This is a genomic window from Streptomyces sp. NPDC101225 (assembly GCF_044767585.1).
In the GTDB taxonomy this organism is placed as follows: Bacteria; Actinomycetota; Actinomycetes; order Streptomycetales; family Streptomycetaceae; genus Streptomyces.
In genome coordinates this window covers 39,836-65,613 of the sequence record NZ_JBIWOE010000020.1, presented here as the reverse complement: position 1 = coordinate 65,613, position 25,778 = coordinate 39,836, and the positions used below count along the sequence as shown (strand labels likewise).

Annotated in this window: 21 protein-coding genes and 1 pseudogene; 13 read left to right on the top strand and 9 right to left on the bottom strand. The window is 71.7% G+C overall.

Going from position 1 to position 25,778, the window contains the following annotated elements:
* Window positions 1-50: 50 nt before the first annotated feature.
* The 3 genes from coaE to rpsA form a co-directional block, all read right to left on the bottom strand.
* Window positions 51-650 carry a dephospho-CoA kinase gene (coaE, locus tag ACIRPX_RS26145; RefSeq protein ID WP_404199153.1) on the bottom strand — a complete coding sequence of 200 codons (600 nt, stop codon included), beginning with the start codon at window positions 648-650 and terminating at the stop codon, window positions 51-53.
* Window positions 651-695: 45 nt separating this feature from the next.
* Entirely contained in the window at window positions 696-1,634 is a 939-nt protein-coding gene (locus ACIRPX_RS26140; protein WP_404199150.1) for a PAC2 family protein, read from the bottom strand.
* Between the two features lie 147 nt (window positions 1,635-1,781).
* Window positions 1,782-3,281: a 30S ribosomal protein S1 gene (rpsA, locus tag ACIRPX_RS26135; RefSeq protein ID WP_404199147.1), complete on the bottom strand. Its 1,500-nt coding sequence runs from the start codon at window positions 3,279-3,281 to the stop codon at window positions 1,782-1,784.
* 381 nt (window positions 3,282-3,662) lie between these two features.
* Between rpsA and ACIRPX_RS26130 the strand changes: the two genes are divergently transcribed.
* Together ACIRPX_RS26130 and hrpB are read left to right on the top strand one after the other, a co-directional pair.
* Window positions 3,663-4,514, top strand: a complete 852-nt coding sequence (locus ACIRPX_RS26130; protein ID WP_404199396.1) for a class I SAM-dependent methyltransferase — start codon at window positions 3,663-3,665, stop codon at window positions 4,512-4,514.
* A 4-nt stretch (window positions 4,515-4,518) separates the two neighbouring features.
* Window positions 4,519-6,990: an ATP-dependent helicase HrpB gene (gene hrpB / locus ACIRPX_RS26125; RefSeq protein WP_404199144.1), complete on the top strand. Its 2,472-nt coding sequence runs from the start codon at window positions 4,519-4,521 to the stop codon at window positions 6,988-6,990.
* Window positions 6,991-7,008: 18 nt separating this feature from the next.
* On the opposite strand, the gene ACIRPX_RS26120 is transcribed toward hrpB, so the two are convergent.
* The 3 genes from ACIRPX_RS26120 to ACIRPX_RS26110 all read right to left on the bottom strand — a co-directional run bounded on the left by ACIRPX_RS26120 (window position 7,009) and on the right by ACIRPX_RS26110 (window position 10,082).
* Entirely contained in the window at window positions 7,009-8,001 is a 993-nt protein-coding gene (locus ACIRPX_RS26120; protein WP_404199141.1) for a DUF3068 domain-containing protein, read from the bottom strand.
* 33 nt (window positions 8,002-8,034) lie between these two features.
* Window positions 8,035-8,169, bottom strand: coding sequence for an SPW_0924 family protein (locus ACIRPX_RS26115; RefSeq protein WP_404199138.1), 135 nt, complete (start codon window positions 8,167-8,169; stop codon window positions 8,035-8,037).
* Window positions 8,170-8,327: 158 nt separating this feature from the next.
* Window positions 8,328-10,082, bottom strand: coding sequence for a lytic transglycosylase domain-containing protein (locus ACIRPX_RS26110; RefSeq protein ID WP_404199135.1), 1,755 nt, complete (start codon window positions 10,080-10,082; stop codon window positions 8,328-8,330).
* A 358-nt stretch (window positions 10,083-10,440) separates the two neighbouring features.
* Between ACIRPX_RS26110 and ACIRPX_RS26105 the strand changes: the two are divergent.
* Window positions 10,441-10,488, top strand: a pseudogene (locus ACIRPX_RS26105) (hypothetical protein); the annotation flags it as partial.
* 71 nt (window positions 10,489-10,559) lie between these two features.
* The gene (locus ACIRPX_RS26100) at window positions 10,560-11,462 is read left to right on the top strand and encodes a DUF4184 family protein (protein ID WP_404199132.1); all 903 of its coding nucleotides are present in this window, start codon (window positions 10,560-10,562) and stop codon (window positions 11,460-11,462) included.
* Here ACIRPX_RS26100 and ACIRPX_RS26095 read toward each other — a convergent pair.
* Window positions 11,428-11,787, bottom strand: a complete 360-nt coding sequence (locus ACIRPX_RS26095; RefSeq protein ID WP_404199129.1) for a hypothetical protein — start codon at window positions 11,785-11,787, stop codon at window positions 11,428-11,430. The two genes, ACIRPX_RS26100 and ACIRPX_RS26095, sit on opposite strands and share 35 nt — an antisense overlap.
* 429 nt (window positions 11,788-12,216) lie before the next feature.
* Window positions 12,217-14,943: a DNA polymerase I gene (gene polA / locus ACIRPX_RS26090; RefSeq protein ID WP_404199127.1), complete on the bottom strand. Its 2,727-nt coding sequence runs from the start codon at window positions 14,941-14,943 to the stop codon at window positions 12,217-12,219.
* Between the two features lie 134 nt (window positions 14,944-15,077).
* Here polA and ACIRPX_RS26085 point away from each other — a divergent pair, with 134 nt between their 5' ends.
* From ACIRPX_RS26085 to ACIRPX_RS26045, 9 genes are all read left to right on the top strand, one after another.
* Window positions 15,078-17,372, top strand: a complete 2,295-nt coding sequence (locus ACIRPX_RS26085) for an FdhF/YdeP family oxidoreductase (protein WP_404199124.1) — start codon at window positions 15,078-15,080, stop codon at window positions 17,370-17,372.
* 52 nt (window positions 17,373-17,424) lie between these two features.
* The gene (locus ACIRPX_RS26080) at window positions 17,425-17,916 is read left to right on the top strand and encodes a PaaI family thioesterase (protein ID WP_404199121.1); all 492 of its coding nucleotides are present in this window, start codon (window positions 17,425-17,427) and stop codon (window positions 17,914-17,916) included.
* 73 nt (window positions 17,917-17,989) lie between these two features.
* Window positions 17,990-18,403 carry a hypothetical protein gene (locus ACIRPX_RS26075; protein WP_404199118.1) on the top strand — a complete coding sequence of 138 codons (414 nt, stop codon included), beginning with the start codon at window positions 17,990-17,992 and terminating at the stop codon, window positions 18,401-18,403.
* The gene (locus tag ACIRPX_RS26070; RefSeq protein WP_404199393.1) at window positions 18,400-19,017 is read left to right on the top strand and encodes a Tat pathway signal sequence domain protein; all 618 of its coding nucleotides are present in this window, start codon (window positions 18,400-18,402) and stop codon (window positions 19,015-19,017) included. Before ACIRPX_RS26075 ends, ACIRPX_RS26070 begins: the two co-directional genes overlap by 4 nt.
* A 289-nt stretch (window positions 19,018-19,306) precedes the next feature.
* Window positions 19,307-20,536 (top strand): branched-chain amino acid ABC transporter substrate-binding protein, encoded by a 1,230-nt coding sequence (locus ACIRPX_RS26065; protein WP_404199115.1) that lies wholly within the window; start codon window positions 19,307-19,309, stop codon window positions 20,534-20,536.
* A 112-nt stretch (window positions 20,537-20,648) separates the two neighbouring features.
* Window positions 20,649-21,581, top strand: coding sequence for a branched-chain amino acid ABC transporter permease (locus ACIRPX_RS26060; RefSeq protein ID WP_404199112.1), 933 nt, complete (start codon window positions 20,649-20,651; stop codon window positions 21,579-21,581).
* A 5-nt stretch (window positions 21,582-21,586) separates the two neighbouring features.
* Complete coding sequence (locus tag ACIRPX_RS26055) at window positions 21,587-23,413, top strand: branched-chain amino acid ABC transporter permease (RefSeq protein WP_404199109.1); 1,827 nt, start codon at window positions 21,587-21,589, stop codon at window positions 23,411-23,413.
* A gap of 6 nt (window positions 23,414-23,419) precedes the next feature.
* A complete protein-coding gene (locus ACIRPX_RS26050) occupies window positions 23,420-24,331 on the top strand; it encodes an ABC transporter ATP-binding protein (RefSeq protein ID WP_404199106.1) in 912 nt (303 codons plus the stop codon).
* Window positions 24,328-25,044: an ABC transporter ATP-binding protein gene (locus ACIRPX_RS26045; protein WP_404199103.1), complete on the top strand. Its 717-nt coding sequence runs from the start codon at window positions 24,328-24,330 to the stop codon at window positions 25,042-25,044. The genes ACIRPX_RS26050 and ACIRPX_RS26045 overlap by 4 nt, the downstream gene beginning before the upstream one ends.
* A gap of 74 nt (window positions 25,045-25,118) precedes the next feature.
* On the opposite strand, the gene ACIRPX_RS26040 is transcribed toward ACIRPX_RS26045, so the two are convergent.
* Window positions 25,119-25,775, bottom strand: coding sequence for an ANTAR domain-containing response regulator (locus ACIRPX_RS26040; protein WP_404199100.1), 657 nt, complete (start codon window positions 25,773-25,775; stop codon window positions 25,119-25,121).
* Window positions 25,776-25,778 lie beyond the last annotated feature (3 nt).

The following is a 25,778-nucleotide window of genomic DNA, read 5'->3' as shown; positions in this document are numbered from 1 at the left end:
GTTCAACGCCCCTGCCAGGGCCGCTATTCCTGTGGTCGCGGCGGCGCACCCTACGTCCGCGCCCGGCGCACCAGCTCCGCCCAGACCTCCCGCACCCTGTCCCGGAGCTCCCCCAGCGGCACGTCGTTGTCGATCACGATGTCCGCGATCTCGCGGCGCTTCTCGCGGGTCGCCTGGGCGGCCATCCGCGCGCGGGCGTCCTCCTCGGTCATGCCGCGCAGGCGTACGAGGCGGTCGAGCTGGGTCTCGGGGCGGGCGTCGACGACGATCACGACGTCGTACAGCGGAGCCAGGCCGTTCTCCGTCAGGAGCGGCACGTCGTGGACGACGACCGCGTCCTCGGCGGCCGCCGTCTCCAGTTCGCGGGAACGCTCGCCCACCAGAGGGTGCACGACCGAGTTCAGGACGGCCAGCTTCTCCCGGTCGGCGAAGACGATCGAGCCGAGCTTCGGCCGGTCCAGGCCGCCGTCGGGGGCGAGCACCTCCTGCCCGAAGGCGTCCACCACCGCGGCCAGGCCGGGCGTTCCGGGCGCGACCACCTCCCGCGCGATGCGGTCGGCGTCGATCAGCACGGCACCGCACTCCACGAGCAGCCGCGACACTTCGCTCTTGCCGGCACCGATTCCGCCGGTCAGACCCACCTTCAGCATGAGCGGAAGCCTAGGGCCTGGCTCCGGCCGCGGGATCGCCGGAGGTCAGTTGTCCCCCTCGCGCTCCGCCAGGAAGCGCTCGAACTCGAGGCCGATCTCGTCCGCCGAGGGGATCTCGACGGGCTCGGCGAGCATGTTGCCGCGGCTCTCGGCACCCGCGACGGCGTCGTACTGGTTCTCCAGGCCCGAGACGAGCGCGGTCAGCTCCTCGTCGCCCTCCTGGATCTGCCGGTCGATCTCCGTCTGGGTGCGATGCGCGTCCGTGCGCAGGGAGTGCGCGAGGCCGGGAAGCACCAGCCCGGTGGCCGCCGTGATGGCCTCCAGGACGGTCAGGGCCGCGTCCGGGTACGTGGACCGCGCGATGTAGTGCGGCACGTGCGCGGCGACCCCGAGGACGTCGTGCCCGGCCTCCATCAGGCGGAACTCGACCAGCGACTCGGCGCTGCCGGGAACCTGCGCCTCGTCGAAGGGGCTGGTGTGGCCCGGGACCAGGTCGGTGCGGTTGCCGTGCGGGGTCAGGCCCACGGGGCGGGTGTGCGGGACGCCCATGGGGATGCCGTGGAAGTTCACGGACAGGCGCACGCCGAGCCGCTCCACGATCTGCTGGACGGCGGCGGCGAAACGCTCCCACTCCACGTCCGGCTCGGGGCCGGACAGCAGCAGGAAGGGCGCTCCGGTGGCGTCCTGGACGAGCCGGACCTCGATGGTGGGGTCCTCGTAGCCGGTCCACCGGTCCTGCTGGAAGGTGAGCAGCGGCCGGCGGGCGCGGTAGTCCACGAGCCGGTCGTGGTCGAAGCGTGCGACGACCTGGTGGGGCAGCGAGTCGAGGACCCGGTCGACGATCTGGTCGCCGGTCTCGCCCGCGTCGATGTATCCGTCGAAGTGGTAGAGCATGACCAGACCGGCCGACTCCTGGGCGAGCGCCATGTCGACCACGGCCAGGCCCTTCGGCTCCCATGCGTACAAACCCTGCGGATCAAGCACTGTGACCGCTCCTCCTCGTGTTCGTACGTCTCAACGCGCCCTGGAGCAGGGGCATTCCCGCCGCGCTCCTTCCGGGCAGCACCGAGGGGCCGCACCCCGAAAGGTGCGGCCCCTCAGCCGTCTCGGCCGTGCCTCAGCGGCGAGCGGTCAGCTCTGGCCGCCGGCGAGCTTCTCGCGCAGGGCGGCGAGCGCCTCGTCCGAGGCCAGCGCGCCGGAGTTGTCCGGGCCCTCGGAGGAGTACGAACCGCCACCGGACGCGGCCGGAGCCGCACCCGCGTTGTCGCCGCCCTCGGCGGCAGCAGCGGCGTCGGCCTCGCGGCTCTTGATGACCTGCTGCTGGTGCTGCTCGAAGCGGGTCTGCGCCTCGGCGTACTGGCGCTCCCACTCCTCGCGCTGCTTCTCGTAGCCCTCGAGCCAGTCGTTGGTCTCGGGGTCGAAGCCCTCGGGGTAGATGTAGTTGCCCTGGTCGTCGTAGGACGCGGCCATGCCGTACAGGGTCGGGTCGAACTCGACCGAGGCCGGGTCGGCACCGAAGGACTCGTTGGCCTGCTTCAGCGAGAGGCTGATGCGACGGCGCTCGAGGTCGATGTCGATGACCTTGACGAAGATCTCGTCGTTGACCTGGACGACCTGCTCCGGGATCTCCACGTGACGCTCGGCCAGCTCGGAGATGTGGACCAGACCCTCGATGCCCTCGTCCACGCGGACGAACGCACCGAACGGAACCAGCTTCGTGACCTTGCCGGGCACGACCTGGCCGATCTGGTGGGTGCGGGCGAACTGCTGCCACGGGTCTTCCTGGGTCGCCTTCAGCGACAGGGAGACGCGCTCGCGGTCCATGTCGACGTCCAGGACCTCGACCGTGACCTCCTGGCCGACCTCGACGACCTCGGAGGGGTGGTCGATGTGCTTCCAGGACAGCTCGGAGACGTGGACCAGACCGTCGACGCCGCCCAGGTCCACGAAGGCACCGAAGTTGACGATCGAGGAGACCACACCGGAGCGGACCTGACCCTTCTGCAGGGTCGTGAGGAACGTCTGGCGGACCTCGGACTGGGTCTGCTCCAGCCAGGCACGGCGGGACAGGACCACGTTGTTGCGGTTCTTGTCCAGCTCGATGATCTTGGCCTCGAGCTCCTTGCCCACGTAGGGCTGGAGGTCGCGGACGCGGCGCATCTCGACCAGGGAGGCCGGGAGGAAGCCGCGGAGGCCGATGTCGAGGATGAGACCACCCTTGACGACCTCGATGACGGTACCGGTGACGATGCCGTCCTCTTCCTTGATCTTCTCGATGGTGCCCCAGGCACGCTCGTACTGGGCGCGCTTCTTCGAGAGGATCAGGCGGCCTTCCTTGTCCTCCTTCTGGAGGACCAGGGCCTCGATCTCGTCTCCGACGGCGACGACCTCGTTCGGGTCGACGTCGTGCTTGATCGAGAGCTCGCGGCTCGGGATGACACCTTCGGTCTTGTAACCGATGTCGAGCAGGACCTCGTCCCGGTCGACCTTCACGATGACGCCGTCGACGATGTCGCCGTCGTTGAAGTACTTGATCGTCTCGTCGATCGCGGCGAGGAAGGCTTCCTCGTTACCGATGTCGTTGACCGCAACCTGCGGGGTGGTGGCGGTGGTCTCGGTGCTGCTCGTCATGTGGGAAAGGGCTCCGGTACGGACATTGAGTCGTAGGTACTGCTTACGCCGGGAGCCCGTTTCGCTCTGCAGAAGCCGGACAGCCAAGGAAGCGCCCCATCAGATTCTGATGGCGACGCCTCGACAACCGAGGGGACATACAACAGATGCGAGCGCAGCCTGCTACGTCTGAGGTGCGCAGGCCCGCAGCGCAACTTGTAGCATACGGGGGCAGCCGGACAGGGTCAACGCACGAACGCGCACACCCGGGGCGGATCGCCCCATACCCGGCACAAGAACCGTCTCCGGAGGCCACGCAGGGTCCGGCAGACCCCTTCCGTGACACGGCCGGAGGGGCCGGCGCCACCGCGAAGGTGACGGAAGAGTACGACGAGGGAGCCGATCATCCAAGAGGCCGAAGCGTTCGAACCCGAGGCGACCCGCCGCACGGCCGGCGCCGTGGAGAGCTCCCGGGCCAACCGGGGCTGGTGGGACAGGAACGCGGACGAGTATCAGGTCGAGCACGGCACGTTCCTCGGCGACGACCGCTTCGTGTGGGGCCCCGAGGGCCTCGACGAGGTGGAGGCGGAGCTGCTCGGCCCGCCGGAGGAGCTGAACGGCAAGGACGTCCTGGAGATCGGCGCCGGGGCCGCCCAGTGCTCGCGCTGGCTGGCCGGCCACGGCGCCCGCCCGGTCGCGCTGGACATCTCGCACCGCCAGCTCCAGCACGCGCTGCGCATCGGCGGCTCGTTCCCCCTGGTGTGCGCCGACGCGGGTGCGCTGCCGTTCGCCGACGGCTCCTTCGACCTGGTGTGCTCGGCGTACGGCGCGCTGCCGTTCGTCGCCGACCCGGTCCTGGTGCTGAAGGAGGTGCACCGGGTGCTCCGTCCGGGCGGCCGCCTGGTCTTCTCGGTCACCCACCCGATCCGCTGGGCCTTCCCGGACGAGCCCGGACCGGAGGGGCTGACCGTCTCGTCCTCGTACTTCGACCGCACTCCCTACGTCGAGCAGGACGAGGAGGGTCGTGCCGTCTACGTCGAGCACCACCGCACGATCGGCGACCGGGTCCGGGACGTCGTCGCGGCGGGCCTGAGGCTGGTGGACCTGGTCGAGCCGGAGTGGCCGGCCTGGAACACCTCGGAGTGGGGCGGATGGTCGCCGCTGCGCGGAAACCTGATCCCGGGCACGGCCGTCTTCGTGTGCGAGCGAGGCGACAGGGGGGCACCCCCGGCCGGAGGCCGCGGGAGAGACTGAGCGGGTGATCCGCCACGACGCTCTGCAACCGCTGCCGGTACGCGGCGCGCTGCCCGCTCTGGACGAGGCGCTGGAGGAGCGCGGCACGGCCGTCCTGGTCGCGCCGCCCGGCACCGGCAAGACGACGCTGGTGCCGCTGGAGCTGGCGGGGCTGCTGAGGGACGGGCCCGCACGGCGCGTGCTGGTGGCCGAACCGCGGCGGATCGCGGCGCGGGCGGCGGCGCGCCGGATGGCGTGGCTGCTGGGCGAGCAGGCCGGCGCGAGCATCGGGTACACCGTGCGCGGCGAGCGGGTCGTCGGGCGGCACACGCGCGTGGAGGTCGTCACGACCGGTGTGCTGCTCCAGCGGCTCCAGCGCGACCAGGAGCTGACGGGCGTCGACGTGGTGGTGCTCGACGAGTGCCACGAGCGGCATCTGGACGCGGACACCGCGGCGGCCTTCCTGTGGGACGTACGGGAGACGCTGCGGCCGGAGCTGCGGCTGGTGGCCGCGTCGGCGACGACGGACGCCGAGGGCTGGGCGCGGCTGCTGGGCGGGGCGCCGGTCGTCGAGGCGGCCGGGGTCTCGCACCCGGTCGAGGTCGTGTGGGCGCCGCCGGCGCGGCCGGTGCGGCCGCCGCACGGGATGCGGGTGGACCCGGCGCTCCTGACGCACGTGGCGTCGACGGTACGGCGGGCGCTGGCCGAGCGGGACGGGGACGTGCTGTGCTTCCTGCCGGGCGTCGGTGAGATCGCGCGCGTGGCAGGGCAGCTGGGGGAGCTCGGCGGGGTCGACGTGCTCCAGGTGCACGGGCGGGCGCCGGCCGCCGTCCAGGACGCGGTGCTGGCGCCGGGCGCGCGGCGCCGGGTCGTGCTCGCCACGTCGGTGGCCGAGTCGTCGCTGACGGTTCCGGGCGTCCGGATGGTCGTCGACTCGGGGCTCGCGCGCGAGCCGCGGGTCGACCACGCGCGCGGGCTGAGCGCGCTGACGACGGTACGGGCCTCGCGGGCGGCCGGCCGGCAGCGGGCGGGGCGGGCCGGGCGGGAGGCGCCCGGAGCGGTGTACCGGTGCTGGGCGGAGGCCGAGGACGCCCGGCTGCCGCGGTTCCCGGCGCCGGAGATCAAGGTGGCCGACCTGACGGCGTTCGCCCTCCGGGCCGCCTGCTGGGGCGATCCGGGCGCCGCCGGGCTGGCGCTGCTCGATCCGCCGCCGGCCGGGGCGATGGCGGCGGCGCGCGACGTGCTGACGGCCGTCGGCGCGGTGGACCCGGCCGGGCGGGCCACGCAGCGGGGCCTGCGGCTGGCCCGGCTGGGGCTGCACCCACGGCTCGGGCGGGCGCTGCTGGACACGTCCGGCGAGGGGGCCGACGTGGTCGCGCTGCTGTCCGAGGAGGCGCCGCGGGAGTACGGGGACGACCTGGCGGCCGCGCTGCGCACGGCCCGGCGCGGCGGTGACGCGTACGCGGGACGGTGGCGGGCGGAGGTGCGCCGGCTGACGCGGGAGGGCGGGCGCACGGCGGCGGCGGACGACCGCACCGTGGGCCTCGTCGCGGCGCTGGCCTTCCCCGAGCGGGTGGCCAGGGCCGACGGGGGTTCCTATCTCATGGCCTCCGGGACGCGCGCCGAGCTGCGCGCCGGCAGTCCCCTGCGCGGCGCGTCCTGGATCGCGGTGGCCGTCGCGGACCGTCCCGTCGGCACGGGGCACGCGCGCGTGCAGCTCGCCGCCGCGGTGGACGAGGACACGGCCCGCTCGGCGGCGGCCTCGCTGTACCGCGCGGACGAGGAGGTGCGCTGGGCCGGCGGGGACGTCGTGGCGCGGCGGGTGGAGCGGCTGGGCGCGATCGAGCTGGCGGCGCGGCCCCTGGCGGACGCCGACCCCGTGCTCGTACGCGAGGCGCTGGTGGACGGGCTGCGGCGGGAGGGGCTCGGTCTGCTGCGGTGGACGCCCGACGCGGCCGTGCTGCGGCAGCGGCTCGCCTTTCTGCGGCTGCACCTCGGGGAGCCCTGGCCCGACGTGTCCGACGAGGCGCTCCACGCGCGCGTGGACGAGTGGCTGGAACCCGAGCTGGGCCGCGCGCGGCGGCGCGCCGACCTCGCGCGGATCGACGCCGGGCGGGCGCTGGGCCGGCTGCTGCCGTGGGCCGGCGGGGAGGCGGCCCGGCTGGACGAGCTGGCGCCGGAGCGGATCGCCGTGCCGAGCGGGTCCAGGATCCGGATCGACTACGGCGATCCGGAACAGCCCGTGCTCGCCGTGAAGCTGCAGGAGATGTTCGGGCTGCACGCGTCGCCCGCCGTCGCGGGCGTGCCGCTGCTCGTGCACCTGCTCTCGCCCGCCGGCCGCCCGGCCGCCGTCACCGCCGACCTCGCGTCGTTCTGGAAGGACGGCTACAAGGGCGTACGGGCGGAGCTGCGGGGCCGGTATCCGAAGCACCCGTGGCCCGAGGACCCCGCCTCGGCCGAGCCGACGCGGCACACCAACGCGCGCCTCGGGCGCTGACGGTTCGGGCGGGCCGGCTCAGGCACCGACCGGTTCCGGCGCCGGGGACTCGGCGGGTTCCGGATCGGCCCGGCGGCGGCCGCGGGCCTCCAGCCACAGCGACAGGGCGAGCAGCAGGGCGCCGAGGACCAGGAAGCCCCAGGGCAGGTAGGACGTCAGCAGCAGGACGAGGGTGCGGTTGGACTTGACCAGGGCGACGGTGTGCTCGATGTAGTCCTCGCGCATCTTCACGTGGCCGGCGAAGGCCGTCACCTTGTCGCGTCCGCCGAGGAGGGTGCCACCGCGCAGCTCCTCCTTGTGGATCTCCTCGCCGTAGACGGGGGCCCCGGTGACGGGCTCGACCCAGAACCGGCGGACGGTCGTGTACCAGCGGGTGGTGCCGGTCCCGGCGACCGACTCGGGGGTGATCCCCTTGACGGGCATGACCTTGGGGAAGGGGACCTTGGTCCAGGGGACGGTCTGCTCGAAGTAGTAGACCGTCAGGCCGCGGAAGTCCCGCGTGCCCCGGTAGTGGATGGGGTTCGTGGTGCGGGTCTGGGCGTCGAAGTACTCGTAGTCACGCTTCTGCGTCAGGAACGGCCACTTGAACTCGATGCCGTCCCGCTTCACCGGGTCGCCGTCGACCATCTCGCCGGTGGCGTGCACCGGGTCCTGGCTGTGGGCGTCGAAGATGTAGCGCTCGGGGATCTCGGAGACCATCCGGCCGTCGGGGCCCTGGACGTAGGAGAGGCCGTCCCAGACGACGACGTCCCGGCCCGCCGTCCGCTCGATCTTCTTCCCGGCCTCCACGTTGCCCTTGAGGGTCTGCACGATGGTGACCTTGGAGACCTTGCGCGCCTTCATCGTGCCGTAGTCGAGGAGCGTCGCGCCCTTCGCCTCCAGGACCATGTCCTGGTACTGGTCGGCCGGGATCTTGGCCAGGCGCGGGAAGGCGTACCAGCGCAGCAGCGGGGAAAGGGCCGCGAAGAACACGGCGAAGGCGAGCAGGACCAGACTGGCCTTGCGGCGCATCTCGGCCTCCCGGGCGGACGGCTGACGTGCGGGCTACGGGTGCGACGGCACCGTCGTCAGCAGCGGTTTCGGAGACGTCTTTCCCGTCGGCGACCCCGTCGCGGTGATCGTGAGGATCAGCGCGAGAGCGACGGCGAGTCCGGTCGCGGCGGCGATCAGGGCGCGCATTCCTGCCTCCCGACGGACTGGAACGGGCTGGGGCGGGACGGAACTGATACATCGTCAGGTCCGGCACCGTAGCAACGGGTGGCCGAGATGAGAACACGTCGCACACGGACGAGGGCGCCCCGTCCGCCGAAGCGGAGGGGCGCCCTCGTGGTGAGGCGTTACGCGGAGGGGCTCGCCGACGTGGTGGGCGACGGGGTCGCCGAGGTGTCCGCCGGGGCCACGGTCAGCTCGACGTCGAGGCTCGCGCCGCCCGCGGTGGTGATGCGGAGGATGAAGGTGCCGGTGGTGTCGTCGGAGTACAGCTTCGGCAGCTCCAGCAGGCCCTTGTCGTCCGTCGCCAGGTCCGTCAGGGTGCGTACGGGCTTGCCGTCCGCGTCCTTGAAGTAGGGGCCCTTGTCGTTCGCGGTCGCGTCGAGCTTGGACTTGATCAAGGTGGCGGTGGCCGCGACCTTGTCCGCGACGGCGCCCTCGTACGTGGCCTTCACCTCGACCTGGTCGGCGAACTCGCCGCCCGGGGTGCAGGTGAGCGCGGTGTCGCTGGTGCGGACGACGGCGTCGGCGACGCGCTCGGTGACGGTGGCCCGGTGATCGAGGACCGTGGCCACACGCCCCACCACCGCGGCACGGACGGTGAAGTCGCCGGTCTTCTCGCCCGCCTGGAGCGCGGGGGCGAGGGCCACGCCGGTGCTGTCGGTGACGACCGTGGCGGCCTTCTCGCCGCCGGTGAAGGCGGCGTCGGTGTCACCGGTGACGGTGAAGCGGATCTCGACCTTGGCCACGGCCTTGCCGGCCTTGGTCACGGCCTTGACGCCCACCTTCTGCGTGAAGGCGTCGCCCGCCATCGCGGTGAGCGTGCCGGTGCCCGAGTCCGCCAGGTGGTCGACGGTGTCGGCCGGCGGCGGCGTGGGCGACGGTGACGGACTGCCCGGCGTGCTGGGTGTGCTCCCGGGCGTGTCCGGTGTGCCGGGCGTGCTCGGCGGCGGCGTGGCGGGGGTCGACGGGCCGTGGCCGGACGGGGTCTTCGGAGGCTTCGACGAGGGCGGGGCCGACGGCTTCTTCCCGGACTTCTTGCCGCTGTCGCTGCGGTGGGACGGGATCGTGCCGGTGCCGTCCGGGATCTCGTGGGTGCCGTTGCGGTAGTACTCCAGCCACGACAGGACGAGGTTCAGGTAGTCCTGCGAGTTGTTGTAGCTGAGGATCGCGCGGTTGAGGCCCGCCTGCTCGGCCATGTTCCAGTTGTTGCGGCACAGGTAGTGGCCGGCGGCGAGGGCGGCGTCGTAGACGTTGTTGGGGTCCTTGACCCCGTCGCCGTTGCCGTCGCGGCCCGCCCACGCCCAGGTGGACGGGATGAACTGCATGGGCCCGACGGCCTGGTCGTAGGAGCTGTTGCCGTCGTACCTGCCGCCGTCGGTGTCCTTGATCAGCGCGAAGCCGTTGCCGTCGAGCTGCGGACCGAGGATCGGGGAGAGGGTGGTGCCGTTCGCGTCGACCCGGCCGCCGCGGGCCTGGCCGGACTCGACCTTGCCGATCGCCGCGAGCAGCTGCCAGGGCAGGTGGCAGCCCGGCTTGGAGGAGCTCAGCTCGGCCGCGGCCTTCTTGTAGGCGGCGAGCACCGTCGCGGGGATGCCGGACTCGGAGGGGCCCTGGGTCACGGGGGTGGCGGTCGGGGACGGCGAGGGGCTCGGGCTGTTGAGCGGCGGCAGGTCGGTGTAGTACGGCGAGTCGCCGGTCGCGCCGCCCTCACCGGTGGCGGTCGCTTCGGGAGAGGGCTGCGCGTCGGAGGCGGTCCGTCTGCCGTGGTCGTCGACAGTGACCCCCGGGGCCTGGGACGCGGACAGGGCCGCGACCGCGGCCGCCGCGACGGCGGTCGTCGCCGCCCCCTTGCACAGCCTCCTGCCGAATTGCGCCGCCATAGAGTGAACCCCTCCCAGGGACGCGCGCGCGTCCGTCTTCGTCTGCCGAGCGTGTCCGCTCGCCCCAGGTGTGACGAGCGACCGGGCGATCGGGTTGCCTTCGCGGGCTGCCGAGTCGTGTCTTTTTCTGTTGGCTCTCCTGTTCGACCGCGCACCTGGCACGGCGACCCAGGCGACCCTACGACAACTTCCTTTGCGCCGGGAGCCGTTCGTGCCCGGTTTTCACCGCTTGGCCATGTGCGATCGACCCGGCGGCCACATCCGCATACTGGAGCGAGGCGATCACCCGGGCCGGCCGTCCGGGCAACGTCCGGCGTGAGGAGCCCCGTTGCCGTTCACCCTGAGCCATGCGGCAGCGGTGCTGCCCGGCGTACGCGGCGACGGCAGCGGCCGGGGCCGGCTGGTCCCGGCCGTCCTCGTGGCCGGTTCCTTCGCGCCCGATATGACGTATTACGCGGCGGCGCGGTGTCCGGGGCGATGGGGTTCGGGGACGTCACCCACTCCTTCCCCGGTGTCTTCACGGTCGACGTGCTGGTGGCCTGGGCGCTGGTGTGGCTGTGGCTGCTGGTGCGCGAGCCGCTGGTGGCGCTGCTGCCGCGGTCCTGGCAGCCGCGGCCGGCCGCGCTGCTGCGGTGCGGGGCGCCGCGGGCGCGTGTCCGTCCCGCGCTGGTCGCGCGATGGTACGTGTCCGCCGCGCTCGGCGCGCTCACGCACGTCGTCTGGGACGCGTTCACGCACCACGACCGGTGGGGCGTGCGGCTGTTTCCCGTGCTGGATCGGGAGTTCGCGGGCTTCCCGCTGTACTGGTACCTCCAGTACGGCGGCTCGGCGGTGGCCGCGGTCGTGATCGCCGTGTGGGTGATGCGTGCGCTGCGGCGGGTGCCGGTGGGGCCGGGGGCGGTGGTGCAGGGGGCGGTGACGCCGGGAGCCGTCGTGCCGGGAGCGACGGTGCCGGAGGCGGTCGTGCCGGGAGCGGTGACGCCGGGAGCCGTCGTGCCGGGAGCGGCGGTGCCGGAGGCGGTCGCGCCGGGAGCCGTCGTGCCGGAGGCGGTCGCGCCGGGAGCGGTCATGCCGGGAGCCGTCGTGCCGGGAGCGGTGGGTGTCCCCTTGTTGTCTGTGCGGGACCGGTGGTGGGCCGGTGCCGTGATCGGTGGGTGCGGTGCCGTGGGCGCCGTGCAGCGCGCGACCCGGTGGTGGGCGTACTGGGGGTCGACGGCCCGGCCCTGGGAACTGATTCCGGCCGTCTGCTTCGGAGCGGGCGCGGGGCTGGTGCTGGGGCTGGTGCTCCACGGGGCCGGGACCCGGGTGCGGCACCCGGCGCGAGCGGCCGCGCAACCGGAGCGGGTCAGCGCCGGGGGCGGCCGTCCGGCCGGTCGCTGAGGGTACGGGCGGTCACGACGAACACCGTGACGCGGCGCGCGGAGCGGCTGCGGCGGACGCGGCCGACGAGGTTGGTCACGTAGCTGCGGCCCAGGCCGGCCCACAGCCGCCAGGTGGGTGGCTCCGTGCCGCCCGTCGCGATACGGCGCAGCCGGCGCCGGAGGTCCGCCGCCGTGCGGCGCAGGACGACCCTGAGGTCGGTGGGGATGCGGGCGGTGCTTGCGCGGGCTGCGGAAGCCGGTACGGGCGCGAGCGGCACCACGGGCGCCGCCTCGGCACTCGCCTGCGCTCTCGCCGGCCGGCGGTTGAGCATGCGTATACCCATGCCCGCATCCTGTACAGGCGACGGACGGGCGGCGCCTTTGCGGGGGCCACGTGAGTGACGGGCCCCGTGGGGCTCCGGCCGGGAGGGCACGGGTGGGGCCGGGGGCGCCGGCGGCCCGTGCCGGGTCCGCACGGGCCGCCGTCCCTGCTCGCCGCCGCGGGACGTCTCCCGCACCCCCGCCCAGCACCCGGCGCGACAGGAGACGGCCGGCTGCGGCCCCGGCACGACAGGACACGGGCGGCAACGGATCCAGCACCACCGGCGCACCGCTGTCATCGCTCGCCGCCACGGACCCCCTGTGCACCCCGGCCGGCACGATGCCGGCCGTCGTGGCTCCGCGACGAGGGCGCTCCGGCGCCTTGCGATCGCACGCACCAGACGCCGCGGTGCCCGCCCTCCGGGCGGACGACGGGCATGGTCGGACACCCCCTAGTGCGCCGCGGACTCCCAGTCCGTGCCGTCGCCGACCGAGACGCCGAGGGGGACCCTCAGCCGGACGGCGTCGGCCATTTCGCGGCGGACGATCTCCTCCGCCGCCGCGCGCTCGCCGGGAGCGATCTCGAGGACGATCTCGTCGTGGACCTGGAGGAGCATGCGGGAGGTGAGCCCCGCCTCCTGGAGCGCGCCGTCGACCTTGAGCATGGCGATCTTGACGATGTCCGCCGCGGTGCCCTGGATGGGCGCGTTGAGAGCCATGCGCTCGGCGGCCTCACGGCGCTGGCGGTTGTCGCTGTTGAGGTCGGGGAGGTAGCGGCGGCGCCCGAACAGCGTCGCCGTGTAGCCCGTCGCCCGCGCCTCGTCGACGGCCCGGCGCAGATAGTCCCGGACGCCGCCGAAGCGCTCGAAGTACGCGTCCATCAGACCGCGCGCCTCCGCCGCCTCGATGTTCAGCTGCTGGGACAGGCCGAACGCGGACAGACCGTAGGCCAGGCCGTACGACATCGCCTTGATCTTGCGGCGCATCTCCGCGTCCACCGCGGTCGGCTCGACGGCGAACACCTGGGAGGCCGCCGTGGTGTGCAGGTCCTCTCCGGAGGTGAACGCCTCGATCAGGCCCTCGTCCTCGGAGAGGTGGGCCATCACCCGCAGCTCGATCTGGCTGTAGTCGGCGGTCATCAGGGACTCGAAGCCCTCGCCGACGACGAAGCCGCGGCGGATGGCCCGGCCCTCGTCGGTGCGGACCGGGATGTTCTGCAGGTTCGGGTCCGTGGAGGACAGCCGGCCGGTCGCGGCGACCGTCTGGTTGAAGGTGGTGTGGATGCGGCCGTCCGTGGCGATCGTCTTGATCAGGCCCTCGACCGTGACCCGCAGCTTCGCCTGCTCGCGGTGGCGGAGCATGATCACCGGCAGCTCGTTGTCCGTCTGCGTGGCGAGCCAGGCCAGGGCGTCGGCGTCCGTGGTGTAGCCGGTCTTCGTCTTCTTCGTCTTCGGCAGCGCCAGCTCGCCGAAGAGGACCTCCTGCAGCTGCTTGGGCGAGCCCAGGTTGAACTCGTGCCCGGCGGCCGCGTGCGCCTCCTTCACCGCCTGCTGGACGGCGCCCGCGAACATCTGCTCCATGGCCTCCAGGTGGGCCCGGTCCGCCGCGATGCCGTGCCGCTCCATCCGGGCCAGCAGCGCGGACGTCGGCAGCTCCATGTCCCGCAGGAGGTCCGCGGCGCCGACCTCCTCCAGGCGGCTTTCGAACGCCTCGCCCAGGTCGAGGACGGCGCGGGCCTGGACCATCAGGGCCTCGGCCTCGGCCCCGTCGTCCGCGCCGAAGGCGAGCTGGCCGTCGGCCGCGGCGGCGGGGGCCAGCTCCCGGTGCAGGTACTCGAGGGACAGCGCGTCCAGGTCGAAGGAGCGGCGGCCCGGCTTGACCAGGTAGGCGGCGAGCGCGGTGTCCATGCGGACGCCGGCGATGCTCCAGCCGTGCTCGGCGAAGACCCGCATCGCGCCCTTCGCGTTGTGGAAGACCTTCGGCCGGCCGGCGTCGGCGAGCCAGGCCGCGAACGCCTGCTCGTCGGTCTCGTCCAGCTGCGCGGGGTCGAACCAGCCGGCCGCTCCCCCGGCCGCGGCGAGGGCGACCTCGGCGACCGAGCCGGTGCCGAGCGCCCAGGTGTCGACGGTGGCGACGCCCAGGGTGTCACCGCCGTGCTCGGCCAGCCAGGGCGCCAGCTCGCCCGTGCCGAGCACGGCGCCGTCCAGCTCCACGCCCTCGGCCGTGACCGGCGTGGCCTCGGCCTCCTCGGCGCCGGGGTCCACGCCGAAGAGCCGCTCGCGCAGGGAGGGGTTCCTGATCTCCAGGGTGTCCAGGACCATCGAGACGGCCTTGCGGTCGTACGGCTCGCGGGCCAGGTCGGTGACGGCCTTGGGCAGCTCGACACCGCGCTCCAGCTCGGTGAGACGGCGGTTGAGCTTGACCGACTCCAGGTGGTCGCGCAGATTCTGCCCGGCCTTGCCCTTGACCTCCTCGACGCGCTCGACCAGCTCGGCGAAGGAACCGAACTGGTTGATCCACTTCGCGGCGGTCTTCTCGCCGACACCGGGGATGCCCGGCAGGTTGTCGGACGGGTCGCCGCGCAGGGCGGCGAAGTCGGGGTACTGCGCGGGCGTCAGCCCGTACTTCTCGAAGACCTTCTCCGGGGTGAACCGGGTCAGCTCGGAGACGCCCTTGGTCGGGTACAGCACGGTCGTGTTCTCGCTGACCAGCTGGAAGGAGTCGCGGTCACCGGTGACGATCAGGACCTCGAAGCCCTCGGCCTCGGCCCGGGTGGCGAGGGTGGCGATGATGTCGTCCGCCTCGAAGCCGTCGACCGCGAAGCGGGAGGCGTGCATGGCGTCCAGGAGCTCGCCGATCAGCTCCACCTGGCCCTTGAACTCGTCCGGCGTCTTGGAGCGGTTCGCCTTGTACTCCGTGAACTCCTGCGAGCGCCAGGTCTTGCGGGAGACGTCGAAGGCCACCGCGAAGTGCGTGGGCGCCTCGTCGCGCAGGGTGTTGGCCAGCATCGACGCGAAGCCGTAGATCGCGTTCGTCGGCTGGCCCGTCGCGGTCGTGAAGTTCTCCGCGGGCAGCGCGAAGAACGCGCGGTAGGCCAGTGAGTGCCCGTCCATGAGCATGAGGCGGGGCCGCGTGCCGTCGGTGGTCTGCTCGGTCTTCTTCGATGCTGTCTCTGCCACGCCCCCGATCCTGCCACGTACCACTGACAGCCGGACCTCCGCACGCCCGGCGGCCCGCTTGGCTCCCCCGGTGTCACCCGCGCGTGCGAGGATCGGAGGGGTAGTTCGCAGGTGCAGGTGAAGGAGAGTGCGCGATGGCGACGAAGCCACCCCAGAGCGATCCCGTCCAGGACGCGCCGCAGGTCGCGGAGCCGCAGCACGCGGCGGCGGGGCTGCCCGCGATCGGTCACACCCTGCGCGTCGCCCAGCAGCAGATGGGCGTGCGGCGCACCGCTCTGACGCTGCTGCGCGTCAATCAGAAGGACGGCTTCGACTGCCCGGGCTGCGCCTGGCCGGAGCCGGAGCACCGGCACACGGCGGAGTTCTGTGAGAACGGCGCGAAGGCGGTGGCCGAGGAGGCCACCCTGCGCCGGGTCACCCCGGAGTTCTTCGCCGCGCACCCGGTCGCCGACCTCGCGACCCGCAGCGGCTACTGGCTCGGCCAGCAGGGGCGGCTCACGCACCCCATGTACCTCCCCGAAGGCGGAGATCACTACGAGCCGGTGACCTGGGAGCGCGCCTTCGACATCGTCGCCGAGGAGATCGCCGCGCTCGGCTCCCCGGACGAGGCGGTCTTCTACACCTCGGGCCGCACCAGCAACGAAGCGGCCTTCCTCTACCAGCTGTTCGCCCGCCGGCTGGGCACCAACAACCTCCCCGACTGCTCCAACATGTGCCACGAGTCGTCCGGCTCGGCACTCACGGAGACCATCGGCGTCGGCAAGGGCAGCGTCCTGCTGGAGGACCTGTACAAGGCCGACCTGATCATCGTCGCCGGCCAGAACCCCGGCACCAACCACCCGCGCATGCTCACCGCCCTGGAGAAGGCGAAGGCGGGCGGCGCGAAGATCATCAGTGTCAACCCGCTGCCCGAGGCGGGCCTGGAGCGCTTCAAGAACCCGCAGACCGCGCAGGGCATGCTCAAGGGCGCCGCGCTCACCGATCTGTTCCTGCAGATCCGCATCGGCGGCGACCAGGCCCTCTTCCGCCTCCTCAACCAGCTGATCCTCGACGCCGACGGCGCGGTCGACGAGGAGTTCGTACGCGAGCACACCCACGGCTACGAGGAGTTCGCGGCCGCCGCCGGGGACGCCGACTGGGACGGGACGCTCGCCGCGACCGGCCTCACGCGCGAGGAGATCGAGCGGGCCCTCGGCATGGTGCTCGCCTCGAAGCGCACCATCGTCTGCTGGGCGATGGGCCTCACTCAGCACAAGCACTCCGTGCCGACCATCCGCGAGATCGTCAACTTCCTTCTGCTGCGCGGAAACATCGGCCGCCCGGGCGCGGGCGTGTGCCCGGTGCGCGGCCACAGCAACGTGCAGGGCGACCGCACGATGGGCATCTTCGAGCGCCCCGCGCCCGCCTTCCTGGACGCCCTGGAGCGGGAGTTCGGCTTCGCGCCGCCGCGCGAGCACGGCTACGACGTCGTCCAGGCGATCCGCGCCCTGCGCGACGGCGCGGCGAAGGTCTTCTTCGCCATGGGCGGCAACTTCGTCTCGGCCTCCCCCGACACGGACGTCACCGAGGCGGCCATGCGCCGCGCCCGGCTGACCGTGCACGTGTCGACGAAGCTCAACCGCTCGCACGCGGTCACGGGCGCGCGCGCCCTGATCCTGCCCACCCTCGGGCGCACCGAGCGCGATCTGCAGGGCAGCGGCGAGCAGTTCGTCACCGTCGAGGACTCCATGGGCATGGTGCACGCCTCCCGCGGCCGCCTGGACCCCGCGAGCAGGCACCTGCTGTCGGAGCCGGCCATCGTCTGCCGGCTGGCACGCCGCGTGCTGGGCGCTCAGGACCCGCTGCCGTGGGAGGAGTTCGAGAAGGACTACGCGACGGTCCGCGACCGCATCGCCCGCGTGGTCCCCGGCTTCGAGGACTTCAACGCGCGCGTGACCGGTTCCGCCGGTCGCCCCGGCGGCGGCTTCGCCCTGCCGCACGCCCCGCGCGACGAGCGCCGCTTCCCGACGGCGACGGGCAAGGCCAACTTCACCGCCGCGCCCGTCGAGTACCCGGAGCTGCCGGCGGGCCGGCTGCTGCTGCAGACGCTGCGCTCGCACGACCAGTACAACACCACGATCTACGGCCTGGACGACCGCTACCGCGGGATCAGGAACGGCCGCCGGGTCGTGCTGGTCAACCCCGACGACGCGCGGGCGCTCGGGGCCGCCGAGGGGTCGTACGTGGACCTGGTGAGCGAGTGGAAGGACGGCGTCGAGCGCAGGGCGAGCGGCTTCCGGGTCGTGCACTACCCGACGGCCCGCGGCTGCGCGGCCGCGTACTACCCCGAGACCAACGTCCTCGTCCCGCTGGACGCCACCGCGGACACCAGCAACACCCCGGCCAGCAAGTCGGTCGTCGTGCGTCTGGAACAATCGGCAGCCGACTGAGCGTTTGCTCAGCCGACGTGGACGATGGTTCAGGACGAACGGAGCAGGACCGATGGGCGAGCAGAACAACGTGACGTTCCCGCAGGAGGTCGTCGACGAGTACGCCGCACTCGGCGTCGACCTCCCGGCCCTGTTCTCAGCCGGCCACCTCGGCACCCGGATGGGCGTGGAGATCCGGGAGGCCTCGGCGGACCGCGTCGTCGGCACGATGCCGGTCGAGGGCAACACCCAGCCCTACGGCCTGCTGCACGGCGGCGCCTCCGCCGTGCTGGCCGAGACCCTCGGCTCCGTCGGCTCGATGCTGCACGGCGGCAGCTCCAAGATCGCGGTCGGCGTCGACCTCAACTGCACCCACCACCGCGGCGTCCGCTCCGGCCTGGTCACCGGGGTGGCCACGCCCGTGCACCGGGGCCGGTCGACGGCGACGTACGAGGTCGTGATCAGCGACGAGGAGGAGCGCCGTGTGTGCACCGCCCGCCTGACCTGCCTGCTCCGTGACGTACGGCCCGGCGACGGGGCGCCGGTGGGCGCCGACGCGGGCTGACCGCCCCGGCCTGCCCGCCGGTCCCGCGTCCCGCCTCTGGTCCGACCGGCCGATCAGGCCATAACGTCATGACATGAGAACGGGAGGAGCCGCCCGGCCGACGACGGTGGTCGGCTGCGGGCCGGCACTGGTGCTGGTGGCGGGCGGTGCGTGCGCCGGGTGCGGCTCGCCGGACTCCGGGAGCCGCGCGACCGCCGCACGCGGCGTCTCGGCCACACCGTCCGCGACCACGCCCGAGGCGCTGTGCGCGCGGGTCGTCACGTACTGGTCGCGCAAGGTCCTGGACAGCCACACCTACGGGGACTACCAGACGATGGGCCTGTCCAACGGCCAGTACGACATCCTGCGCAAGGTCGTGGACGCCGCGCGGGCCGCCAAGAAGCGCCAGGGCGCCGCGGCGGCCGACGAGTTGATCGTTCGTCAGGTCCGCCAGGGCTGCCGGGACTGGTACCGCACGGGCGGTCCGAGCAACGGGCCGTGGCAGTGAGCGGCGTCGGCCCGCTGGAGCCGGGCGAGGGCACCCGGGCCTGGGACACGCAGGAGGGCGGCACCGCCGCCCTGCCCCGCCGCCCGCGCGGCCCGCTGCGGCAGTGGTACGACCGGCACCGGCGCGCCGCCGTCGCCGGCGCCACGGCCGCGGCCGTCCTCACCGCCGGCGGCTACCTGTACCTCACCCGGCCGCACAGGCCGCCGCCCCCTCCGCCGCCGTACCCGTCTCAGGTGGTGGACATCACCTACCTCGACCCGGTGACCACCTCGAAGCAGGACAGACCCGGCAGCTTCAGCTTCGCGGTGGACCTGAGCGTGGCGTCCGGACCGCCCGTCACGGTCCGGGACATCGCCCAGCCGTACGCCGGCCTGAGCCTGACCTCGCAGCCGCGCACTCCTTTCCGGACACGGGCGGGCGAACGCCGCAAGGTCGTGATCACCATGCACGTCACGCAATGCCGGAAAGCGCCGGAAAGCGCCGGACTCCCTTTCCTGGACGTAACTCTGCGTAATACGCGCGCAATAGAGGTCCACAGTTTCATCCTGGGGCAGCGCTATGCACAGCACCTCTCCAGCGCCCTGCAAGCCGTCTGCGGCACCGCTTCGAGGTAATTGGCAAAACCCCTGAAGCACCTGACAGCCCGGCGTGGGTCCTGCAGGTTCTCAGCATGCGGACGGGGCGAATCGGCTGGAATTCCGCTGTTCCACCCACCGTGTACCGCTCTGCATAACCTGGTGTCATAACAAGACAGTCACAGCCTCAGTCAGACCCTCCTCCAGGCTTCCTCCACACGCTTAGAGTCACCGCCAGTCACCGTGCTGCCGAAAAACCCCTTCGGCCCGGCGCAGCGACTCGGCCACTTCCACGGGGAAGGGGCCGGTGACAGGGAAAGGACTGATCGTGCGTCAACGTTCGCTCATCGCCATCACCGCCGCCCTGGCGGCGGGAGCACTCACCCTCACCGCCTGCGGCTCGCGCGACAGCGGCGACAAGGGCAACTCCGGGAGCGGCGGCACCACCGTCACCATCGGAATCGACGCCCCGCTGACCGGCGACCTGTCCGCGCTGGGCCAGGGCATCAAGAACTCCGTGGACCTCGCCGCCAAGACGGCCAACAAGCAGAAGTTCGTCGACGGCGTCACGTTCAAGGTCGTGGCCAAGGACGACCAGGCTCAGGCCTCCTCGGGCCAGCAGAACGCCACCTCTCTGGTCGCCGACAAGAGCGTCCTCGGCGTCGTCGGCCCGCTGAACTCCAACGTCGCCGAGTCGATGCAGAAGGTCTTCGACGACGCCAAGCTGGTCGAGGTCTCCCCGGCCAACACCAACCCGGCCCTGACCCAGGGCACGAACTGGCAGACCACGAAGTCCCGCCCGTTCAAGTCGTACTTCCGCACCGCGACCACGGACGCCATCCAGGGCCCGTTCGCCGCCGAGTACGTCTACAACACGGCGAAGGCGAAGAAGGTCTTCGTCATCGACGACAAGAAGACCTACGGCGCCGGCCTCGCCGCGACCTTCACCAACGAGTTCAAGAAGCTCGGCGGCACGGTCGTGGGCACCCAGCACATCAACCCGGACACCAAGGACTTCTCCTCGGTCGCCACCCAGGTGAAGAACTCCGGCGCCCAGGCCGTCTACTACGGCGGCGAGTACCCGCAGGCCGGCCCGCTCAGCAAGCAGATCAAGGCCGCCGGCGCCAAGATCCCGCTCGTCGGCGGCGACGGCATCTTCGACCCGACCTTCATCAAGCTGGGCGGCGCCAGCAGCGCCGGTGACCTCGCCACCTCCGTCGGCGCCCCGGTGGAGACCCTTGACTCCGCCAAGAAGTTCGTCGCCGACTACAAGGCGGCCGGCTACTCGGGCGACTACGGCGCCTACGGCGGCTACTCCTACGACTCCGCCTGGGCCATCATCGAGGCCGTGAAGAAGGTTGTCGACGACAACAACGGCAAGCTGCCCTCCGACGCCCGCGCGAAGGTCACCGCCGCCATGCAGGACGTGTCCTTCGACGGAGTCACCGGCAAGGTCTCGTTCGACCAGTACGGTGACGCCACCAACAAGCAGCTCACCGTCTACGCCGTGAAGAACGGTGCCTGGGCGGCCGTCAAGTCCGGTACGTTCACCGGCTGACCTCACCCGCACCACTCACGAGCCGCGCGGGGCGCTGTTCCACAGGCGCCCCGCGCGTTCTCGCATCCGGCCTCATCCGTCGAAATCATCCGAAAGTCTCGGAGGACATGCGGTGAACGAACTGCCGCAGCAGCTGGTCAACGGCCTGCTACTGGGATCCATGTACGGGCTGATCGCCATCGGCTACACGATGGTCTATGGCATCGTCCAGCTCATCAACTTCGCCCACGGCGAGATCTTCATGACCGGAGCCTTCGGTGCTCTGACGGTCTACGCATACATTCTGCCCAACGGCACCTCGATGTGGATCGCGCTGCCGCTGATGCTGATCGGCGCCATCATCGTGGCCACGACCGTCGCCGTGGGAGCGGAACGGTTCGCCTACCGCCCCCTGCGAGGCGCCCCCCGCCTCGCCCCCCTCATCACCGCCATCGGCCTCTCCCTCGCCCTCCAGCAAGCGGTGTGGGCCTGGTACCCGGAGGCCAAGTCCTCGCGGACCTTCCCGCAGATCGACGGCGGGCCCTTCCACATCGGAAACGTCACCATCCAGACCGGCGACGTCTTCCTGCTCATCGCCGCCCCGGTCAGCATGGCCGTCCTCGGCTACTTCGTCATGAAGACCCGAACCGGACGCGGTATGCAGGCCACCGCGCAGGACCCGGACACGGCCAAGCTCATGGGCGTCAACACCGACCGCATCATCGTCATCGCGTTCGCCCTGGGCGCCGTCTTCGCCGCCATCGGAGGTGTCGCCTACGGCCTCAAGTACGGCGAGATCAACTTCCGTATGGGCTTCATCCTCGGCCTCAAGGCGTTCACCGCGGCCGTCCTCGGCGGTATCGGCAACATCTACGGAGCCATGATCGGTGGCGTCGTGCTCGGTGTCGCCGAGACCCTGGCCTCCGCCTACATCTCCGACATCCCGGGCATGGAAAAGTTCGGCAGCCAGTCCTGGGCGGATGTCTGGGCCTTCGTACTCCTCATCCTTGTGCTCCTCTTCAGGCCTCAGGGTCTGCTCGGCGAGCGCGTCGCGGACAGGGCGTGACACCGATGACCACACAGACCACCGCTCCAGAGACCCCTGAGACCCCGGCCGCGGCCGCCCCGTCCGGCCTGATCGCCCTCCCGCCGCAACTCGGCCGCGCCCTCGCCCTCGGCGGCGGCGTACTCACGATCATCTCGACGTTCATGTCCTGGACCTGGACGTCCGCGTTCCCCGGCGACCTCACCGTCTACGGCTACCCGGGCGGCCTGCAGGTCCTCGTCCTGATCGGCGGCATCTTCACCACGCTCTTCGCCCTGGCCGGTTACGGCGTCGGGTGGCTGCGCGGGCTCGTGCCCGCCGGCGGCGACGCCGCCCTGAAGATGGCCGCGCTCGCCGCGTTCGCCACCGCCTGGTACACGGTCATCGCGATCAGCGACGAACTCGGCGGCGTCGTCAATCTCGACCCGGGCGGCTACCTCGTCGCGATCGCCAGCCTCGCCGCCTTCGTCGGTGCCCTGGCACTGCCCTTCCAGCACCCCGAGCCCGACCCGATCGACCCCGACGACTCCGCCTGGGAGCACTTCAAGAACACGTCGTCCCACCGGTGGGAGACCGTCAAGAAGGCCTTCGCCGCCAACCCCGCGCGGCCCGTCGGCAAGCTCCCGGCCTTCGTCGAGATCCTGATCATCGCGGGCATCATGGCCGTCGGCCTGCTGGTCTTCACCTACGGCATCGGCACCGAGTACGACGAGCTCTTCGTCGGCTTCCTGATCACCGCCGGCTTCGGCTTCGCCGCCCTCAACAAGGCCGGCCTGGTCGCCCAGGCCTCCCAGATCACCGCCCGGCACCAGACCATCACCGTCTGGGGCGCCTTCATCGCGGCGGCGCTGTTCCCCTTCACCCAGACCGACGACCAGTACGCGACCCTCGGCGTCTACATCCTGATCTTCGCCACCGTCGCCCTCGGCCTGAACATCGTCGTCGGCCTCGCCGGCCTCCTCGACCTCGGATACGTCGCCTTCCTCGGTGTCGGCGCCTATGCCGCGGCCCTGGTCTCCGGCTCGCCCAGCTCGCCGTTCGACGTGCACTTCCCGTTCTGGGCGGCCGTCCTCGTCGGCGCCGCGGCCTCGCTCACCTTCGGCATCCTCATCGGTGCGCCGACCCTGCGGCTGCGCGGCGACTACCTGGCCATCGTCACCCTCGGCTTCGGTGAGATCTTCCGCATCACGGCCAACAACCTGGACGGCACCTCCGGTCCCGACATCACCAACGGGTCCAACGGCATCTCGTCGATCCCGAACCTGAAGATCCTCGGCTGGGACCTCGGTGCCCCGCACGACATCCTCGGTTTCACCATCGGCCGGTTCGCCAACTACTTCCTGCTGATGCTGATCATCACGGCCGTCGTCGTGCTCGTCTTCCGGCGCAGCGGCGACTCCCGCATCGGCCGTGCCTGGGTCGCCATCCGTGAGGACGAGACCGCCGCCCTGGCCATGGGCATCAACGGCTTCCGGGTCAAGCTCATCGCCTTCGCCGTCGGCGCCTCCCTCGCGGGTCTCGCCGGCACCGTGCAGGCGCACGTGACCTACACCGTGACACCCGAGCAGTACCAGTTCGCCGGCCCGATCCCGCCGAACTCCGCGTTCCTGCTCGCCGCGGTCGTCCTCGGCGGCATGGGCACCATCGGCGGCCCCCTCATCGGCGCCGCGCTGCTTTTCCTCATCCCCAACAAGCTCCAGTTCCTCGGCGACTACCAGCTCTTCGCGTTCGGTGTCGCGCTCATCCTGCTGATGCGCTTCCGCCCGGAGGGCCTCGTTCCCAACCGGCGCCGCCAGCTGGAGTTCCACGAAGAGGCCGAAGCGCCCACAGTCCTCGGCAAGACAGGGGTCTGACCACACATGACCACCGACACCTCCACCCAGGGCACCACCCCGGACGCCACCGCCCCCGGACAGGTCGTACTCGACGCCCGCGGCGTGACCATGCGCTTCGGCGGCCTGACCGCGGTGCGCAACGTCGACCTCACCGTCAACAGCGGCGAGATCGTCGGCCTCATCGGGCCCAACGGCGCCGGCAAGACGACCTTCTTCAACTGCCTCACCGGCCTCTACATCCCCACCGAGGGCGAGGTCCGCTACAAGGACGAGGTGCTGCCGGCCAAGTCCTTCAAGGTGACCGCGGCCGGCATCGCGAGGACCTTCCAGAACATCCGTCTGTTCGCCAACATGACGGTCCTGGAGAACGTGCTCGTCGGCCGCCACACCCGCACCAAGGAGGGCTTCTGGTCCGCGGTGCTGCGCCTGCCCAGCTTCCACCGGGCCGAAGCGAAGTCGCGCGCACGCGGCATGGAGCTCCTGGAGTTCGTGGGCCTCGCGGCCAAGGCCGACCACCTCGCCCGCAACCTGCCCTACGGCGAACAGCGCAAGCTGGAGATCGCCCGGGCCCTGGCGAGCGAGCCGGGTCTGCTGCTGCTCGACGAGCCGACCGCCGGCATGAACCCGCAGGAGACCAGGGCCACCGAGGAGCTGGTCTTCGCGATCCGCGACCGGGGCATCGCCGTCCTCGTCATCGAGCACGACATGCGGTTCATCTTCAACCTCTGCGACCGGGTGGCCGTGCTCGTCCAGGGCGAGAAGCTCGTCGAGGGCGACAGCGCCACCGTCCAGGGCGACGAGCGCGTCGTCGCCGCCTACCTCGGAGAGCCCTTCGAGGACTCGCGCACCGACGAGGAGGCCGCCCGGGCCGAAGGCGCCGAGGCCCAGGCCGACACCCCGACGGACGCCGCGCCCGGCAAGGAGACCGACCGATGACCGCACTGCTCGAGGTCGAGGACCTCCGCGTCGCCTACGGCAAGATCGAGGCCGTCAAGGGCATCTCGTTCAAGGTGGAGGCGGGCGAGGTCGTCACCCTGATCGGGACCAACGGCGCCGGCAAGACCACCACGCTGCGCACCCTGTCGGGTCTGCTCAAGGCGGTCGGCGGCCAGATCAAGTTCAACGGCAAGTCGCTGAAGAAGACCCCGGCCCACCAGATCGTCGCCCTGGGGCTCGCCCACTCGCCCGAGGGGCGGCACATCTTCCCCAGGATGGCGATCGAGGACAACCTGCGGCTGGGCGCCTTCCTCCGCACCGACAAGCCGGGCATCGAGAAGGACATCCAGCGGGCCTACGACCTCTTCCCGATCCTGGGAGAGCGGCGCAAGCAGGCCGCGGGCACCCTGTCCGGCGGTGAGCAGCAGATGCTCGCCATGGGCCGCGCCCTCATGTCGCAGCCCAAGCTGCTGATGCTCGACGAGCCCTCCATGGGCCTGTCGCCGATCATGATGCAGAAGATCATGTCGACGATCGCCGAGCTCAAGTCGCAGGGGACGACGATCCTGCTGGTCGAGCAGAACGCCCAGGCGGCGCTGTCGCTGGCCGACCACGGCCATGTGATGGAGGTCGGCAACATCGTCCTGTCCGGCACCGGACAGGACCTGCTGCGCGACGAGTCGGTGCGCAAGGCGTACCTCGGCGAGGACTGAGCACCTCCCGCCCGCCACGACGAGGCCCGCGCTCCCCGGACGACCGGGGGACGCGGGCCTCGTGACGTGCGCGGTCAGCTCTTGGACGCCTTCTTCTCGTCCGCGTCCTGGATGACCGCCTCGGCGACCTGCTGCATCGACATGCGGCGGTCCATGGAGGTCTTCTGGATCCAGCGGAAGGCGGCCGGCTCGCTCAGGCCGTACTCGGTCTGGAGGATCGACTTCGCGCGGTCGACCAGCTTGCGGGTCTCCAGACGCAGCGTCAGGTCGGCGACCTCCTTCTCCAGCTCCTTCAGCTCGGTGAAGCGGGAGACGGCCATCTCGATCGCCGGTACGACGTCGGACTTGCTGAACGGCTTCACGAGGTACGCCATCGCGCCGGCGTCCCGGGCGCGCTCGACGAGGTCGCGCTGGGAGAAGGCGGTGAGCATCAGCACCGGGGCGATGCTCTCCTCGGCGATCTTCTCGGCCGCCGAGATGCCGTCCAGCTTGGGCATCTTGACGTCGAGGATGACCAGGTCCGGCTGGTGCTCACGGGCGAGTTCGATGGCCTGCTCGCCGTCACCGGCCTCGCCGACGACGGAATAACCCTCTTCCTCGAGCATCTCTTTGAGGTCGAGCCGAATCAGGGCCTCGTCCTCCGCGATGACGACACGGGTCGTCATCGGAGGCACGTGCGACTTGTCCTCGTCGGGCGTGTCCACGGGCTGGGGCGACTCGGGGGCGGTCACTTG